The sequence below is a fragment of the Comamonas kerstersii genome, assembly GCF_002056725.1.
Taxonomy (GTDB): Bacteria; Pseudomonadota; Gammaproteobacteria; order Burkholderiales; family Burkholderiaceae_C; genus Comamonas; species Comamonas kerstersii.
The window spans coordinates 2,686,173-2,702,475 of the sequence record NZ_CP020121.1; the positions used below are offsets into that span (position 1 = coordinate 2,686,173).

The following is a 16,303-nucleotide window of genomic DNA, read 5'->3' on the forward strand; positions in this document are numbered from 1 at the left end:
TCGTCCAGGGACAACCGACAAAATACAACACTAGCCGCAATTTCGTGCGGTACGCCTGACGGTAAAGCTGTAACATTTCGGAACGTTGCTTTCCCATACCGACACCCCCTGTGACGGTATCAACGAAAGCCTAGCCAATATGCTTACTGACACCGAACTGCGCAGCCTGCGCCCTAAAGAAAAAGCCTAGAAAATCTCGGATCGTGATGGTATGTATGTCATGGTGACTACTGCTGGCACAAAGTCATTCCGCTATGACTACCGCCTCAATGGCCGACGAGAAACTGATGTTGCCCCTGCTTTGTGGAGTTCTTAGCTCCCTGCTTACGCGGCCTTTTTGCGCTGTGCCTCGTACCAGCGTTTCTCGTATTGCATAGGGCTGAGATAGCCCAAGCTCGAATGCAATCTGCGGCAATTGTAGAAGGCCATCCAGTTCATGATGGCCTGCCTTGCTTGCTCCCGAGTAGCGAAGCGCTGCCCATGCACGCAAGCGGTCTTCAATCGACCCCAGAAGCTTTCGATGGGCGAGTTGTCCCAGCAATTGCCTTTGCGGCTCATGGACGAGCGTAGGCCCCAGCCTGCTAACGCAGCTTGGAAGTTCTGGCTGCAATATTGGGCTCCCCTATCGCTGTGGAAGATGGCCCCTGGCTCGGGCCGCCTTCGCCACCAAGCCATTGCCATGGCATCTTTAACCAAGCTGCTTTGCATGTGGGGCTGCAGGCTCCAGCCCACCACCTGACGGCTGAACATGTCAATCACTGCAGCCAAGTACAACCAGCCTTCATCGGTCTGGATGTAAGTGATATCTCCACACAGAAGCTGGTTAGGGGCCTGTGGCGTAAAACGCCGTTGCACCAAGTCTGGAGCTACAGGCAGACTGTGCTTGCTGTCTGTGGTCACGATGAACTTGCGCTTGGTTTTAGCTCGTATGCCATGACTTGCCATCAGCTTACGAACCCGCTCTTTGCCAATGCACAGCCCTTTGGCTTGCAGCTCTTTGTGCATGCGAGGCCAGCCGTATTCGTCTTTAACCTGTGCATGAATGGCACGTATGTGGGCTAGGGCCAGTTCATCGCTACACAAGCGTGATACCTCACCACCGTTGCGTCTGAATCGGAAGTAACCACTGCTGCTCACTTGCAGAACATGGCAAGAAACAGCGATTGGATAGACGTTCTTCATTTGGTCGATCCAGGCATACCTCGCAGCACGTCCTGCGCGAAGTACGCCGCCGCTTTTTTTGCGATGTCACGCTCCATTCGCAGGCGTGTAACTTCGGCTCGCAGACGGCTTATCTCCATTTGCTCCGGCGTGACCTTGCTTGCACCATCGGCAACCCCAAGCTTCAGAGTACCTGCTTTTACTTGTCGCACCCAACTGCCCAAGCTGGCCTTGGGGATGCCCAGCGTCTGGCACACCTGCATCTGAGACTGCCCGCTTTGCACCAAGCGCACAGCCTCCAACCTAAATTCCTGCGTGTATGCCGCACGTACTTGCTTTGCCACCATTTCTTAGCTCCTTGTCTACATTTTGGACAAAGCTAAGAACTCCCATTTCTAGGGGCAACTTCACCCGCCATGTGCGGTCGTATTCGCAGCCGTGCAATTGAAATTGGCGGTAGCGTTTACCTGCCAGTGGCTTTGCCGCAGCGCTTGGAAGAGTTGTTCGGCATCGTGGTGGGCATGGCCGCAGAAATCGAAGATCCGTTTGAGCAAGCGTTCTTCTTGATGGTGCACTTGCCTTACTTGCAGCCTTTCGAGGATGTGAACAAGCGGGTGTCGCGCCTGGCTGCCAACATTCCTTTCATACGCCACAACCTGTGCCCGCTGTCATTTATTGATGTGCCGCAGCAAGCGTACGTGGACGCGATGATCGGTGTGTACGAACTCAATCAGGTTGATCTGCTGCGGGATGTCTTTGTGTGGGCTTACGAGCGCTCCTGCCAGCAGTACGTGGCGGTGCAGCAAAGTCTAGTGCCGCCCGATATCCTGCGCTTACGCTACCGGCAAGTGCTAGGTGACGTGATTGCAGCTGTTGTTCGCAGCGGCCAGCCCGTGAATAAGGCGAGCGTCAACGCCATGCTTCCTGGAAGTGTGCAGCCTGAAGACCGCGAGCACTTCACACAGCTCGTGCTCAAGGAACTGGCTGGCTTGCATGCCGGGAATGCAGTGCGGTTTGGGCTGCGGCCACTGGAGCTTGCTGGGTGGAAGCAAGAGCAAACTCAATCCCCTTGTGATTGAGTTGAAGAAAAAGGGGGGCAATTCCCTCTCTCGGGCACCCAAGACTTATAAAGCCAACCTTCGGAGCTTTGACTGCTTCTGATGCCGAAACTGTGTCATAACTATCTGATTTCATTTGACTTTCGCAGGGCGACCTGGCGGATAAACTGGGGCAATTATTTTACTGTAGGCCAAGAATTGAACCCAAGCCACCACTTGGACGTGGTACAACACGCCGCCGATGAGCATAGGCCATCTGGCTGGTGCAACCTCCAGCTTTAAGTTCGGCTGAATGTCTACGCCTATGCCGTCGGTGCGCATGGATCCAAAAAGTTCGGAGAACAGTACAAGAATCTTCCCGTTAGTGTTTCGTGCGCGTCCCGACGATGATTCCTCCCACAGCGCAGGATGTTCTGGCGAGTGCTTTATAGGAGTGAATCGCACTGGGAATGTGGAGCTGCAGATTGAAAAAATCAATCACGCTACCGCTGACGCACCAACGTCACGAAATCGTTATCGGCGCGATCAATCGATAGCCAACGGAATCGACCAGCTCTTGGGACGGATTGAGTGTCGCTGAAGGTAAGAAATTTTTGAATCGTTTTGTTACCATTACTTATCTAAACTCAGGAGATAAAAAATGGCAACCCGTGGTGAAGATGCTCGTCGCTTCCGTGATGCTCGTAGCGATGCTCGCGTTGGTTCAATCGAAAAACGTATTGAGAAAGACTACGGTCTTCCTGCGGGCTCTGTACACATCAGGAACCCCGACGGTCGAAATGCCCGCAGTGACAAGGAAGTTGGAAATCTCCGCAAGGACTACGAGAAGAAATAATCTTTCGGCGAATCGTTGCCATGAGCTGAAATCAACCAGGACTGGGGCAAGGTTTCAGCCATCCAAGAGCCCTTCTGAGCCTGCCCATGGATCGCCATGATCAAGTGCCGTCATCAAGAAGCGCTTGCCAACCGGCATGACTCCAAGATGTTTGAGCAGTGCCTGGACGCCATACCTGCAGTCAAAGGACTGCAAGGCCGCCCTCGCAGGCGGCCCTACAAGCTTCACGCAGACAAGGGCTACGACTACGCCCGCTGCAGAGCGCACCTGAGAAAGCGTGGAATCCTCAGCCGCATCGCAAGACGTGGTGTTGAAAGCAGCGAGAAACTGGGCAAGCATCGCTGGGTGGTGGAGCGCACCCATGGATGGTTTGCAGGGTTTGGAAAGCTACGCATACGCTTTGAGAGGCGGCTGGACATACACTTGGCCTTGCTCAAATTAGCGGCAGCAATCATCTGCGCACGCTTCGTTGACCGGTTGTGTTAGCGGCTCTAAGCCAATGCACATTTAAACGCCTCGTCTAAGAGGCAAATCTTCGATTTGCTGGGTAGTGTTCGCGGCTCTAAAGATTTGTATGACAAAAATTGGTTTACTCCATATTCTAAAAAACCATGACCAACCAGCCTTCTGACGTGACAACAGCTTCCAACCGTTTGAAAGCCACGTGGAGTGGTTCTGGGGACGAAGTAGTTGTGCTCAGCCACGGTTTTGGTTCCGATCAGACATCGTGGGAGTACATTCGCCCCGTTTTGGATGCAAATTTCCGGGTGCTTTCTTACAACTTGGCTGGCTGTGGCGACCACGGCGAGGCTAGCTATGATTTGCACTTGCACAGCTCGTTGTTTGGATACGCCGATGATCTGCTGGCACTCATTGCCGAGCAGCAAGTGAGCCGAGTGCATTATGTGGGTCATTCGGTCAGTGGAATGATCGGCATGATTGCAGCAGTAGCACGGCCTGAGTTGTTTGGTCGCTTGGTGCTCTTGCAGCCTTCTCCGTGCTACTTGAATGATCCTGCAATGTCTTATGTCGGCGGCTTTGAGCAAAATGACCTGAATGCACTCTACGATGCCATGGCCACCAACTATCAGAGTTGGGCAGCTGGTTTTGTGCCCATGGTCATGGGCTTGGCAGCGCAGGACTCCCTTGCACATTTCAGCGCGACGTTGTTCAAAATTCGACCAGATATCGCACAACACATACTGCGCATGATCTTTCAAAGTGATCACCGCAGTCTTGTGCCTCGTGTGACTACGCACACTCGATTGATTCATAGTCGCAAGGATATGGCTGTGCCAGTCGATGTTGCCCACTGGCTGCATGCCCACATGCCTGGCAGTGTGTCCGAGGTTTTGGAGTTGGAAGGACACTTGCCTCACATAACGCAACCTGAGATCGTGGCACCTGCCGTATTGCGTCATCTCTTGGATTGCTGAGAGCTTCTGCCCGTGAGGATGCACACCAATTCACTGGCGGCTTTTCTGGAGTTGGCGCGTCAGCTATCTCAAGCAAGCTTGGTGATCGCATTGCAGCAACGCGCGGCTGATCAGGTTGTACCGCTGCGTAGCGAGCCTCCTTTGAGCTGGCAGCGCGGCACAGCATGGTCTTGGCGCGTTCCTAAAGAACTAAGCAACGAAGCTGGGGCCTTGCAGTTTTTGTGCCCCGCAGACTTACCCAGCATGCTGACGGTTGGTTTGACATTCACCGCAGCTAAAGTCGCTTATCTGAATTGCTTGGATTTTGGAGAACGGGCAGAGGGTGGTGTACTTTTTGTGTGGAATGCTTCCCAAGCACCCAAAGCGGCAACGCTAAGCAGCAATCCACTATCGCAGCAGCACTTGATCGGATTGCTCAGACCAATCTATGCACGTTTGCTGGATGCTCGTCATCTGGCTGAAGAGACCATTGAGTCTGGTGCGAAGTTTCACGACATCTTCAACAGCGTGCCACAGGGGGTCGTCGTCGTATCAGGTCTGGGCCAACATGCCCAAGTCAATCAAGTCGCATCAGGTTTGCTCAACATCTCGGCCGGGTATGTTCCACTGAACACACTCGCGCAAGCCATGCGTGCTGCGCGTATGCGTTGCGATAACGCCGCTGACTTGGAGTCTGTCTACCAGGCGCTGCAGCACTCTCTGAATGCTCAGGTGACAGCCAATTGGGAGCTGGACGAATGCATCTGGCGAGTAGACACACACCCTGTCCTCAATGATGCTCACAATGGTCGAGTTTGGCTCTTCCAAGATGTCACGGCTCAAATTCGACTCGAGCGAATGCTGAGACGAGAGGCGTCACATGACCCCCTGACTGGGCTGTTGAACCGCCGTGCTTTTTTCGATCTAGCCCAAGCCCACTATCAAGCACAAAACTCCCAAGACAAGGTAGCGTTTGATAGCGATACATCCCAGGACTTGGCTGTGTTGATGTTTGACATCGACTATTTCAAAAAAATCAACGATAGATTTGGTCATCCAGTCGGTGACAAAGTGCTGCGAGAGGTCGCTCATCGCTCGCAGGCCCAGTTGCGTGAAGGTGATGTGCTGGCGCGCTATGGTGGTGAAGAGTTCATCGTATTGTTACGCCAAGCCAACCAAGCTAGCTCTCGTGCGGTCGCTGAGCGGTTGCGCCTTGCAATGCAATCTCAGCCAGTGCGTGTTGGGGAAAAAGTGATTCAGATCCACATCAGCGTAGGGCTGGCACTGCGGCGCAATAAGAAAGAAATGCTGGCAAGCACCATAGAGCGTGCCGACAAAAATTTGTACCTCGCCAAACGCGAAGGCCGAAATCGCGTGGTGGACACAATTGACTAAAAAATTGTCAAATTTACAATTTGCCAGCCGCAAAATAGTTCAACAGACAACGCTGCATCCCTTCATGCTCGCTGAAGTGATGGGCATCCTTGTTCTGTCCAATCCGATTTGCTGAGAGTAGGGGGGGCTGGTTTGAATAAGATCCGTTACTGGCTGCTTCTAAAAATGGCAGAAATGCCTAGGTTTTTTGCTTTCGGGATCGGACTTCTTCTGGCCTTCGCTCTTGTGTTGGGAGCACTGGTCGCCACGGTGTGGTTGGATCAACGCCGACTTAGCCAGCAGCATGAGGACACTTTGCGAACTTTCCAGAAAGTCGCAGCTGAAAGCACAGAGCTGCTTGATCGTTTGGTCGCTCTAGACGATCTGAGGTGTAGTGAAGCAGGTTTAATAAGTCTGAATTCTTACTTGCTGGGTACTTGAAGTTGCCCCTAAAACTGGGAGTTCTTAGCTTTGTCCAAAATGTAGACAAGGAGCTAAGAAATGGCGACAAAGCAAGTGCGAGCGGCGTACACGCAGGAATTTAAGTTGGAGGCTGTTCGCTTGGTGCAAAGCGGGCAATCTCAAATGCAGGTGTGCCAGGCGCTGGGCATACCGAAGGCCAGTTTGGGTAGTTGGGTGAGGCAGGCAAGAACAGGCACTCTCAAGCTTGGAGCTGTCGATGGTGTAGTAAGCAAGGTCACATCGGAGCAAATGGAGCTGGCTCGGTTACGGGCGGAGAACGCCAGGCTGCGGATGGAGCGAGATATCGCAAAAAAAGCGGCGGCGTACTTCGCGCAGGACGTGCTGCGAGGTATGCCTGGATCGAGCAAATGAAGTACGTCTACCCGATTGCTGTTTCTTGCCATGTGCTGCAAGTGAGCTGCAGTGGTTACTTCCGCTGGCGGCGCAGCGGAGGTGAGACATCACAGCGCTGTAGCGATGAATTGGCACTGGCCCACATTCGAGCAATTCATGCTGAGTTCAAGGGCGAGTATGGCTGGCAACGGATGTACAAAGAGTTGCATGCTAAGGGGCTGCGCATTGGTAAAGAGCGGGTGCGCAAGCTGATGGCCAGCCATGGCATCAGGGCTAAAACCAAGCGCAAGTTTGTGGTGACCACAGACAGCAAGCACAACCTAGCGGTAGCTCCGGACTTGGTGCAGCGGCGTTTTACGCCGCAGGCACCCAACCAACTTCTGTGCGGTGACATCACCTATATCGCTACCGATGAAGGTTGGCTGTACTTGGCCGCTGTCATGGATATGTTCAGCCGTCAGATAGTGGGATGGAGCCTGCAGCCCCATATGCAAACCAGCTTAGTTAAAGATGCTCTGGCGATGGCTTGGTGGCGAAGGCGTCCAGAACCAGGAGCCATCTTCCACAGCGACAGGGGCAGCCAAGGTAGATTCAACCGGTCGTCGCAACACCAAGTGAAGTTACCGATTCTAGATACTCATTAAAGACTTCCGCAGGTGTTCTCCAGCCCAACGTTTTGCGTGGTCGATTGTTGAGTGTCAATGCCACAGCTTGAAGCTCTCGATGGTTCCATCGAGATAGGTCCGTGCCCTTGGGGAAGTATTGCCGCAGCAGCCCATTGGTGTTTTCGTTCGTACCACGTTGCCATGGGCTATGAGGATCAGCAAAGAACACCTGCACCCCTGACTCGGCAGTAAACCGTGCGTGGTCTGACAGCTCTTTACCTCGATCCCACGTTAACGATTTCCATAGTTGAGTAGGCTGTTCAGTGACAGTTGCTCTCAGCGCATTGGCCATCGTGGCAGCCCCATAGCCAGCTAACGGCTTCCCATTCTTTACCCTTGGGCTCAAGCCATAGCCATCCTCTCGAGGCAAGTGCACAAGCATGGTGAAGCGGCTTGTGCGCTCGACCAGCGTACCAATCGCTGATCGCCCTAAACCGATGATCAAGTCTCCCTCCCAATGCCCCGGTGCTTTGCGAGCTTCTATCTCGGGTGGCCTATTGCAGATCATTAATTCTTCGCTGACATGGGCCCACGCTTTAGCTTGGCATCGTGCTCGAGGAACACGTAAGGCCCTCCCGGTGCGCAGATAACTGACAGACTCTCGCTTGAGGGCACCTCGGCCCTGAATGTACAGGGCTTGGTAGATGGCTTCGTGCGAGATACGCATTGATGGATCATTGGGGAAGTCGAGATGCAATCGATTGGCAATCTGCTGTGGCGACCAACCTTTGACCCACTTGCGATCACAACGATGAGGCTTGTTGCGGCCAATAAATGCCGCTTGCTGGGGGCCGGCGACTTCCCGTCCCTGCGCGTCGCAAATGGAACCTTCCAAGTGTTCTTGGACATATTCACGCAGCCGTGGATTCACCACTAACTTGGATGGCTTGGGGCGTTTAGCCACTAGCTCTGCCTTCCACTGCGCAACTGATGCTCGATATTCCAACTTGCCACCGCGAGTCGCTGCATTGCGTGTCAGCTCCCTTGATACTGTAGACGGACTTCGGCCAATTCGGCGAGCAATCTCCCGCACGCCGATCTCCTGCGCACGAAGCAATCCGATCTCTTCTCGTTGGTCAAACGACAGATACCTGTTGGATACAGGCTTGGACATAAACAATGGCATGCCGCCACGATGCCTGAACCAACGAGCCCCAACCGCCTGTGATGCGCCAACAGCTTCGGCTGCTTTCTCGCTGGTGATGCCCTTGGCAATCTGAAGCCAGAACTGACGCTCGATCTCACGTCGATGTGACGGAGCACCAGGAGATCGCATGGCATCTCAGCCAGTAAATTGCTTCATCCATCCTGCGGGACGTCCCATAAACACCTCCTGATTAAAGGTGTTGCGACGACCGGTTGAATCTACCCAATACTGTAGTCATGACTTCCAAGCTGCTTTAGCCCAATGGGGAATACGCTCGTCCATGAGCCGTAAAGGCAATTGCTGGGACAACTCCCCCATTGAAAGCTTCTGGGGGCGATTAAAGACAGCTTGCGTGCACGGCCAGCGCTTTGCTAGCCGGGAGCAAGCTACACAGGTCGTTATGAATTGGATGGCCTTCTACAATTACCGCAGAAGGCATTCGAGCTTGGACTATCTCAGTCCCATGCAATACGAGCAACGCTGGTACGAGGTACAGCGCAAAAAGACCGCGTAAGTAGGGAGCTAAGAACTCCAAAAAACAGGGGCAACATCAGAGCAGAGCCTTGGGTATAAAGTGGCTCGTTTCTTCGGTCTTCTGGAGCGGTGATTTACGCGACCTGCAGTGTCGGGTAATCTGTATAGCCCTTGGCGCCACCTGCGTAGAACGTGTTGGAGTCAGGCGCGTTCAGCGGTGCCTTGGCCCTGATGCGTGCGGGCAGGTCCGGGTTAGCCAGGAAGGCGGTGCCAAAGGCCACAGCGTCAAGCTTACCTTCGGCAATAGCTGCCTCTGCCTCATCAGCGCTGTAACCCATATTGCCCACCAACACACCCTTGTAGTTTTCACGCGCTACGGGCATGACATCAGCCTTCTGCACGCCGAAGAAATCGGCGCGCATCACGTGCAGGTAGGCTAGCTTGAAGGCATTGAGCCTATCGGCCAGGAAGCCGATGAGGGCCAGCGGGTCGCTGTCTTTCATGCTGTTGAAGCTGTTGAGGGGCGACAGGCGCAGACCCACACGTTCGGAACCGATCGCCTGGGTCACGGCAGTGAGTACCTCGAACAGCAAACGTGCACGGTTTTCCAGCGATCCGCCATAAGCATCGGTGCGCTGGTTGGGCGTGTCGCGCAGAAACTGGTCAATCAGGTAGCCGTTGGCGCCGTGTACTTCCACACCATCAAAGCCGGCGGCAATGGCGTTGCGTGCGCCTTGAGCAAACGCAGCCACGATGCCGGGAATCTCTTCGACGGTCAGGGGGCGGGGCACCGCGTGCGGCACCTTGCCTTGGGGCGTGTGGATCTCACCCTCAATAGCGGTGGCACTGCTGGAGACAATGGGGGCGCCATCGGCAGCGCCAGGGTAGGCTGCGCGGCCAGCGTGCCAGATCTGCATGAAGATGCGTCCACCCTTGGCGTGCACCGCGTCGGTCACTTGCCTCCAGGCTGCAATCTGCGCGTCGTTGTAGATGCCAGGCTCATTGACGAAGGCCGATGTACCGGGCGCCACCATGGTGCATTCGGAAATCAGCAGGCCGCCGGTGGCTCGCTGGCTGTAGTACTCGGCCATCAGCGCGTTGGGCATGTGGCCAGCGTCGGCACGGGCGCGTGTCAGTGGTGCCAGAAGGATGCGGTTGGGCAGGGTGAGAGAACCTACTTGAAGTGGATTGAATAGCATGCGAATGAAAACCCAGATTAGTGAACAGAAAACAGTGGTAAAGCTAACAGTATTCCCAATACTCAGACCTTTGAAAGGCCACTGAAGACTGCTTTGGCACGGCTGGTGCTTTTGCACCCAACGCACGATGTAGTAGACGCAAGTGGGTAAGCCTTTGCTACCGACAGTTTCGCGGCGGTCTCCAGCCGTACATGCACCAAACGCCTTTGGTCATCCACCGCGTCGCAACTCCCTGACACCCCGGCCCAGCTTGCGGCGCAACAGGGCCCGCAGCGTCACTCCATCCGAGTACCCGACCTGTGCGGCGACCTGATCGACGCTGGCGTTCCCGGTGCGCAAGAGATGGACGGCATGCTCCACGCGCAGGTCCTGGAAATACGACAGCGGTGTCTTTCCCAAAACGCTTTGCAGCCGCCGCGCCAAGGTGCGCTCGCTTGTGCCCACGGCGCTGGCCGCCTCGGCCAGCGAGAACCCCTGCGCGAGCCGACGTCTGGCCCAGCACTCGAAGCGCTCTACCATCGGGTCGGCATGCGCAAGGTGGTCGGGAATCACGAACTCGGCTTGCGAACTGCGTGTCTCGACCAGCAGATAGCGTGCCACCAGGGCCGCTAGCGCCGGACTGCGCCCTCGGATGATGCGCAAGGCCAAGTCGACGTGGGCCAAAGCGGCACCCGCGGTGGTGAAGCGTGTCGAGTTCACGATCATGCGTGACTCGTCCAGCGCGACGTTCGGATAGCGCTGCCGAAACATCGGCCCCAGCCACCATGACGTCGTCGCACGATGCCCATCAAGCAGGCCACTCTCTGCAAGCAAGAAACTACCGGAGCAAGCGGCACCAAGGTGCGCGCCAGCGGTGGACCACTGCTGTAGCGCTGCGACCGCGTCGGGCACATCGGGGCGTGTGAGCCGAGCCGAGAGCGTGTCAGGCATCTTGTCGCCAAACGCTGGCACGAGCACTACGTCTGGTTCGGGCACACCATGCGCAGTGACAACGGGGACCGTCAAGCCTTGCGCAGTTCGGATGCGACGCCGCACGCCCACCAGCGTGAGCTCTATGTGCGCGGAAGCCTGTGGCAGCGAGCCCGCCATCGCATTGGCTAAGCCCACTGTGTCAGTGAGCGCCGCAAGCCCCAGATCAAACACGCCATCACAAACAAGGAGGTGGAGTTTCATGGCAACAATGATATCAATGTTGTCATTATTGCCTATAGAGATGTCTGTCATGAAGACTTAGACTGCAGTCTCTTCGATCCCTTCACCCACTTTTCCATTTACCCAAAGGAATACAGCATGACCAAGCTCGCCCTGTTTGTTCGCCTCGAAGCTAAACCCGGCCAGGAGGCTGCGCTTGCCGACTTCCTGGCCAGCGCACTGCCGCTCGCCAACGCCGAGTCCGGCACCACGGCCTGGTTCGCATTGAAGTTTGGCCCTTCGACATTTGGTGTGTTCGATGCCTTTGCCGATGAGGCAGGTCGCCAGGCACATCTGAACGGCCAGATCGCCGCGGCCTTGATGGCCAACGCAGCGACCTTGCTCAGTTCTCCGCCCAATATCGAGAAGGTCGAACTGCTTGCAGCCAAACTGCCTGCATGACAACTCGGCCTTGACCCAATCAGGTCACGCTGCAGGATGGGGGTCACACAGCCCTACGTGCGATCCCCACCTCCTTGCTGTCATTCTTGCAGCCTATGGATTTTCCGGCGAGAAAAGGGCAGATTCAAACCTGCCCACCCACACCCTTGAACTTCTCCACAAACGCAGCGATCTTCTGAAACACCGTCTGCTTCTTGGTGAGGTACTGCGGGTTCAGAGGGCTCATCTTGGGCAGCACAGCATTCAGTTCCGTTCACTCAGGCTACGCTGGCTGCGTGGCCTCACCAACCAGGCATAAAAGTCACTTTGCGAGACACCGAGCGCCTCGCACATCAGATTCACCGGCCAGGCCCCTCGGTGTTTCGCAACGAAGCCGAACTTCACATCGACTCCTTGGCGAAGAAGGCCGCGGCTTTTTCAGGATGTCACGCTCCATCTTGAGCTTGGCAACCTCCTTGCGCAGCCGCTCTATCTCGGCCTGCTCGGGCTTCATCACACTCTTGCCGGGGAACGCTTGCTGCGAATCTGCTGTCAGCTCGCGCATCCATGCCCTCAGCCGCGTCTCGTGCACATCTAGGTCACGCGCAGCTTGCGCCACTGCGACGCCTCGCTCGGTCACCAGCTTGACCGCTTCAACCTTGAATTCCCGGCTGAACTGCCGTCTCGTTCCCATAAACCACCTCCGGTTTCATCTTCCACCTTAACAAGGTGTCTTTGAAACCGGCAGCAGGCCATTGTGCAACAATGTTGTTCAGGTGTTCTGCACATCGTTTGGCGCTTTGTACAGATCTTCCTTAGCAAAAAATGCACCACTTCTGGTTGTTAAATTTTTCTGCGTTTGTATTAAATTTTAATGATAAAAATGATAAAGTCTTTTGTGTGATTTACCATTTGTCTCAAATTTCCCAAATGATTTCTGTCTTTGCTTTGCGCTTTGTGTCATTTCCTTCTTGATCGAGAAGACCTTATGAACTTCCAAAATATGAAAATCTGGGCACGCCTTGCGTCAGGCTTTGGTGTCGTAGCCCTGCTGATAGTGATCAAAAGCTCAGTGGCACTGTGGGAAACCAGCCATTTGCATCGTGATTTCCGTGCTGTTGTCTATGACCAGTATCCGAAGATCAGCGAACTGCACGCCATCAAGGATCTACTGGGCATCAATGAGGTTGCCCTTAACAGCATGCTGCACCATCAGGACGACAGCGCTAGCGTCGCCAAAGAGGCTGCTATGGTCCAGCAGACACGCCAGCAGATAAGCGGTTTGCTGAAGCAGTTAGAAGGACAAATCACTACAGATCGTGGGAAGGCCGCCCTGGAAGCATTCAAGGAGCATGGGGCTAAGTACATTGCCGTGCAAAATCGCTACATGGATGCGGTTACGGCTGGCCGCACGCAAGATGCCCGTAGCCTGCTGCTCCAAGACTTTTCCACCGCGCGCGCCAGTTACCATCAAGCGCTTGACAATGTGATTGCCTATCAGAACCATCTGATGGACGCCTCTATCACACGCGCTGCTGACGCCGTGCGCAGCATCCAGATTGCGATCCTGCTGGGTACCAGCAGCGCATTGATCATCTCTGTGTTCATGGCACTGTGGATCATTCGCTCGATAACTCGTCCAATTGGACAGGCCGTGCAAGTGGCTAATGCCGTCGCTGCGGGCAAACTTAACAACTCCATCAAAATCCACGGTTCTGATGAAACTGCCCAACTGATGCAAGCTCTCAAAAGCATGCAGCAGGGTCTGGTGCAGGTGGTTAGCAAGGTGCGTGAGGGTTCGGAAAGCGTGGCGACCGCCAGTGAGCAGATAGCCCATGGCAATCAAGATCTATCCTCGCGCACAGAAAGTCAAGCTAGTGCTTTGCAGCAAACCGCAGCCTCTATGGAGGAGCTCAACTCTACCGTGCGCCAGAATGCAGATAATGCACAGCAAGCCAACCAGCTTGCACTGAGCGCCTCTGCCGTGGCTGCAGAGGGAGGCGAAGTGGTTGCTGATGTAGTGCGTATCATGCGGGAGATCAATGACAGCTCCACCCGGATCGCTGACATTATTGGTGTCATCGACTCGATCGCCTTTCAGACCAATATCTTGGCGCTCAATGCCGCCGTCGAAGCGGCGCGTGCGGGAGAGCAAGGTCGAGGCTTTGCAGTTGTTGCCACTGAGGTGCGCAGCCTTGCTGGCCGTGCGGCACAAGCAGCGCGAGAGATCAAAGATTTGATTGGCATCAGTGTTGATCGCGTGGAAAGCGGCACGTCACTCGCAGATCAAGCTGGTAAGACCATGGCCAAAGTGGTTAATGCCATACAGCGTGTGACTGACATCATGGGTGAAATCAGCGCTGCCAGCTCAGAGCAGAGCCAAGGCGTGGCGCAGATGGGTGAAGCTGTGACCCAGATGGATCACGTAACCCAGCAGAATGCTGCGCTGGTTGAGGAGATGGCTGCGGCCGCTTCCAGTCTGAGCATGCAAGCGCAAGAACTCCTCGTCACAGTGGAATTGTTCCAGTTGGACGCCACGGCAGTGACTTTAAACGTCAAGCACAGGGGCTCCAAGCACGCCAGTGCGGCCCAGCCAGCATCGCAGGAGGCTGCAGCACCAGTTGTACGCACGTCTAAAGTTACTGCGGCAGTCAATACAGTGACTCCGCGTGCTGCGCAGCCCCTTCCCGCAAAAGCGATGCCTGACGTCGATTGGGAATCTTTTTAAAAAGTCTTAACTAAGTGCAGCATCAGCCTTGCTGTTGTTCTACGATGCAGGCGCGAACCTGTTGGCGCAGTCGCTGCCAGGATGACCGCATCAGGTCAGTCATGCCTTGTGCCGCCTGGTCTTCGGTACTGCGAGCCAGCTGAGCGGCATGCTCCCAGCCCAACATAGATAGTGCTGACTTGAGGTTGTGTGCAACTCGCCGTAGAGCAGGAGCATCGCCTGCACGTGCAGTCTGATCTCCTTCTTCTATATCTTTGGGAAGCTGCGCTAGACAGGTACTACGATACGCTTCGTATATTCCCTGATTGCCTCCAAAGAACTCTGCCACTGGATCAGTTTCTAGCTCTGCAGGCAAAGCACAGCTGATCAGTGCGGTGCTGTCTTGATAGCTGAATGCCTCGCGCACGCATTCGTGAAGTCGATCCAGCCTCACCGGCTTGTGCAGTACCCGCCAGACATGCAAATCCTGCAACTGTTGCTGCACAGTGCCATCGATGCTGCCGCTGAAAACCACGGTGCGGCAGGCTGCTAACGTTTTCTGGCGCTGTAGCCATTCCAGCAAATCCAGCCCGGAACCATCAGGCAAGTGTAGATCGGTGAACACAAGCCCCACTGGTGTGTCTGCCAGCACCTGCAAGGCTTCGGACAGGCGGGAGCAGGCGATAAGCTCTACTGTTTCATTTTCCAGCGCCAGTTGTATAAACCGGCGCACACCTGCATCGTCTTCCAGCAGCAGAATACGTGGTCGGGGTATGTCGAGCATGCTCAATCTTCCTGGTGCAAAGCGGCTGACAGCAAGGTTGGCAGCTCTTGAACTATGCGCGGCTTGTGCACCACAGGCAAACCTGTCAATGCGAAAGCATAAGCACTGCGCTGTGTTTCATCCAGGGATGTCAGCACAATCAGGTGACTGCGCTCAAACTGAGGGTGCGAGCGCATCCGGGCAATCAGGGTGGCGCCGTCGATGCCCGGCAGCAGGATATCGACGATGAGTACATCGGGTTGCAACTCTCCCGCCATTGCTAGGCCGACGATGCCGTCTTCGGCGACATGAAGATCGACCCCGGGAAAATCGTGTGCCATCAACAATCGCACCAAGTTCTGAAAATGCGCGGAGTCTTCGATGAGTAAGACCCGTGGTCGGGCGTGCGCGTCCACTGAGGGCGCTGGCGCTGGTTGTGCGCTCTGTGTCTGGCTGGAATCCTGATGACGTGTAAGCCAGCGCTCGACCGACGAGCGTGCGATGCGCCTGTGGCCACCTGGCGTCTTCCAGGCGTCTAGCTCGCCACGATCCACCATGAGCTGTACGGACCGCACAGCCAAGCCCAAAACTCGCGCTACATCCCGTGTGCTGCATTCGTCGGGCAGGGACTTTAACAAATCATTTTCCATTGCCAAATTTTATCATTGTTAAAAAGATAAAAATGATACAATTGATTCATCTAATCACCACCACGCTCCGATATGAGTACACGCATACTGATCGTCGAAGATCACGCGGATATCCGTAAGCTGATCCACATGACGCTGGAGTTCGAAAACTACGAAATTCATGAGGCATCGAGCGCACAAGAGGGTTTGGAGGCGACGCAGCGCCTGCGCCCTCAGTTGCTGCTGCTGGATGTGATGATGCCTGGCGCAATGAATGGTCTTGATCTGTGTCGCCGCGTAAAGAGTGATCCTGCTTTAGGTGCACCACAGGTCGTGTTGTTGACTGCGCGTGGGCAGAGTCAGGATATAGAGGCCGGGATGCATGCTGGCGCCGACGCATATTTGCTCAAGCCTTTCAGCCCGCTCAAGCTGATCGAAACCATTGAGCGTCTGAGTTTTTCCGACACCGATCTGTCATGAGCCAACTT

General features: G+C 55.0%; 13 protein-coding genes and 5 pseudogenes. 11 read left to right on the top strand and 7 right to left on the bottom strand.

What is annotated here, in order from left to right; genetic code table 11:
- Positions 1-139 precede the first annotated feature (139 nt).
- Positions 140-286: pseudogene (locus B5M06_RS17485) on the top strand (Arm DNA-binding domain-containing protein); the annotation flags it as partial.
- 38 nt (positions 287-324) lie between these two features.
- Here B5M06_RS17485 and B5M06_RS12650 read toward each other — a convergent pair.
- A protein-coding gene (locus tag B5M06_RS12650; RefSeq protein WP_114145216.1) for an IS3 family transposase occupies positions 325-1,508 on the bottom strand; the annotation gives its coding sequence in 2 pieces (ribosomal slippage) (positions 325-1,232 and positions 1,232-1,508; 1,185 coding nt in all).
- A gap of 69 nt (positions 1,509-1,577) precedes the next feature.
- On the opposite strand from B5M06_RS12650, the gene B5M06_RS12655 reads away from it, so the two are divergent.
- The 6 genes and pseudogenes from B5M06_RS12655 to B5M06_RS12690 all read left to right on the top strand — a co-directional run.
- Positions 1,578-2,240 (top strand): Fic family protein, encoded by a 663-nt coding sequence (locus tag B5M06_RS12655; protein ID WP_240183921.1) that lies wholly within the window; start codon positions 1,578-1,580, stop codon positions 2,238-2,240.
- 619 nt (positions 2,241-2,859) lie between these two features.
- Positions 2,860-3,054, top strand: a complete 195-nt coding sequence (locus B5M06_RS12665; RefSeq protein ID WP_077344674.1) for a hypothetical protein — start codon at positions 2,860-2,862, stop codon at positions 3,052-3,054.
- A gap of 126 nt (positions 3,055-3,180) precedes the next feature.
- Positions 3,181-3,540, top strand: a pseudogene (locus B5M06_RS12670) (transposase); the annotation flags it as partial.
- A 125-nt stretch (positions 3,541-3,665) separates the two neighbouring features.
- A complete protein-coding gene (locus tag B5M06_RS12675) occupies positions 3,666-4,490 on the top strand; it encodes an alpha/beta fold hydrolase (protein WP_054066575.1) in 825 nt (274 codons plus the stop codon).
- 18 nt (positions 4,491-4,508) lie between these two features.
- On the top strand, positions 4,509-5,864 hold the full coding sequence (locus tag B5M06_RS12680; RefSeq protein WP_054066574.1) for a GGDEF domain-containing protein: 1,356 nt from the start codon (positions 4,509-4,511) through the stop codon (positions 5,862-5,864).
- A 480-nt stretch (positions 5,865-6,344) separates the two neighbouring features.
- Positions 6,345-7,243: pseudogene (locus B5M06_RS12690) on the top strand (IS3 family transposase); the annotation flags it as partial.
- A gap of 7 nt (positions 7,244-7,250) precedes the next feature.
- On the opposite strand, the gene B5M06_RS12695 reads toward B5M06_RS12690, so the two are convergent.
- Complete coding sequence (locus tag B5M06_RS12695) at positions 7,251-8,600, bottom strand: IS30 family transposase (RefSeq protein ID WP_080025235.1); 1,350 nt, start codon at positions 8,598-8,600, stop codon at positions 7,251-7,253.
- 91 nt (positions 8,601-8,691) lie between these two features.
- Between B5M06_RS12695 and B5M06_RS12700 the strand changes: the two are divergent.
- Positions 8,692-8,985, top strand: a pseudogene (locus B5M06_RS12700) (integrase core domain-containing protein); the annotation flags it as partial.
- 94 nt (positions 8,986-9,079) lie between these two features.
- On the opposite strand, the gene B5M06_RS12705 reads toward B5M06_RS12700, so the two are convergent.
- Together B5M06_RS12705 and B5M06_RS12710 are read right to left on the bottom strand one after the other, a co-directional pair.
- On the bottom strand, positions 9,080-10,144 hold the full coding sequence (locus tag B5M06_RS12705; protein WP_046462160.1) for an alkene reductase: 1,065 nt from the start codon (positions 10,142-10,144) through the stop codon (positions 9,080-9,082).
- Positions 10,145-10,354: 210 nt separating this feature from the next.
- Positions 10,355-11,368, bottom strand: a complete 1,014-nt coding sequence (locus B5M06_RS12710; RefSeq protein ID WP_054066569.1) for a GlxA family transcriptional regulator — start codon at positions 11,366-11,368, stop codon at positions 10,355-10,357.
- A 66-nt stretch (positions 11,369-11,434) separates the two neighbouring features.
- Here B5M06_RS12710 and B5M06_RS12715 point away from each other — a divergent pair, with 66 nt between their 5' ends.
- Positions 11,435-11,737, top strand: coding sequence for a putative quinol monooxygenase (locus B5M06_RS12715; protein ID WP_007182542.1), 303 nt, complete (start codon positions 11,435-11,437; stop codon positions 11,735-11,737).
- Between the two features lie 261 nt (positions 11,738-11,998).
- On the opposite strand, the pseudogene B5M06_RS16860 reads toward B5M06_RS12715, so the two are convergent.
- A pseudogene (locus tag B5M06_RS16860) lies at positions 11,999-12,410 on the bottom strand (transposase); the annotation flags it as partial.
- A 294-nt stretch (positions 12,411-12,704) separates the two neighbouring features.
- On the opposite strand from B5M06_RS16860, the gene B5M06_RS12730 reads away from it, so the two are divergent.
- Complete coding sequence (locus B5M06_RS12730) at positions 12,705-14,444, top strand: methyl-accepting chemotaxis protein (protein WP_240183922.1); 1,740 nt, start codon at positions 12,705-12,707, stop codon at positions 14,442-14,444.
- Between the two features lie 22 nt (positions 14,445-14,466).
- On the opposite strand, the gene B5M06_RS12735 is transcribed toward B5M06_RS12730, so the two are convergent.
- Together B5M06_RS12735 and B5M06_RS12740 are read right to left on the bottom strand one after the other, a co-directional pair.
- A complete protein-coding gene (locus tag B5M06_RS12735) occupies positions 14,467-15,207 on the bottom strand; it encodes an Hpt domain-containing response regulator (protein ID WP_054066568.1) in 741 nt (246 codons plus the stop codon).
- 2 nt (positions 15,208-15,209) lie between these two features.
- Entirely contained in the window at positions 15,210-15,836 is a 627-nt protein-coding gene (locus B5M06_RS12740; protein WP_054066567.1) for a response regulator, read from the bottom strand.
- A 72-nt stretch (positions 15,837-15,908) separates the two neighbouring features.
- Between B5M06_RS12740 and B5M06_RS12745 the strand changes: the two genes are divergently transcribed.
- Positions 15,909-16,295 (top strand): response regulator transcription factor, encoded by a 387-nt coding sequence (locus B5M06_RS12745; RefSeq protein WP_054066566.1) that lies wholly within the window; start codon positions 15,909-15,911, stop codon positions 16,293-16,295.
- Positions 16,296-16,303: the final 8 nt, after the last annotated feature.

Excerpts from the sequence above, each read along its gene's own strand:
- B5M06_RS12695 (WP_080025235.1), bottom strand. The coding sequence starts at position 8,600 with ATGCGATCTCCTGGTGCTCCGTCACATCGACGTGAGATCGAGCGTCAG.
- B5M06_RS12655 (WP_240183921.1), top strand. The coding sequence starts at position 1,578 with ATGTGCGGTCGTATTCGCAGCCGTGCAATTGAAATTGGCGGTAGCGTT.
- B5M06_RS12745 (WP_054066566.1), top strand. The coding sequence starts at position 15,909 with ATGAGTACACGCATACTGATCGTCGAAGATCACGCGGATATCCGTAAG.
- B5M06_RS12730 (WP_240183922.1), top strand. The coding sequence starts at position 12,705 with ATGAACTTCCAAAATATGAAAATCTGGGCACGCCTTGCGTCAGGCTTT.
- B5M06_RS12680 (WP_054066574.1), top strand. The coding sequence starts at position 4,509 with ATGCACACCAATTCACTGGCGGCTTTTCTGGAGTTGGCGCGTCAGCTA.
- B5M06_RS12740 (WP_054066567.1), bottom strand. The coding sequence starts at position 15,836 with ATGGAAAATGATTTGTTAAAGTCCCTGCCCGACGAATGCAGCACACGG.
- B5M06_RS12705 (WP_046462160.1), bottom strand. The coding sequence starts at position 10,144 with ATGCTATTCAATCCACTTCAAGTAGGTTCTCTCACCCTGCCCAACCGC.
- B5M06_RS12675 (WP_054066575.1), top strand. The coding sequence starts at position 3,666 with ATGACCAACCAGCCTTCTGACGTGACAACAGCTTCCAACCGTTTGAAA.
- B5M06_RS12665 (WP_077344674.1), top strand. The coding sequence starts at position 2,860 with ATGGCAACCCGTGGTGAAGATGCTCGTCGCTTCCGTGATGCTCGTAGC.
- B5M06_RS12735 (WP_054066568.1), bottom strand. The coding sequence starts at position 15,207 with ATGCTCGACATACCCCGACCACGTATTCTGCTGCTGGAAGACGATGCA.
- B5M06_RS12715 (WP_007182542.1), top strand. The coding sequence starts at position 11,435 with ATGACCAAGCTCGCCCTGTTTGTTCGCCTCGAAGCTAAACCCGGCCAG.
- B5M06_RS12710 (WP_054066569.1), bottom strand. The coding sequence starts at position 11,368 with ATGACAGACATCTCTATAGGCAATAATGACAACATTGATATCATTGTT.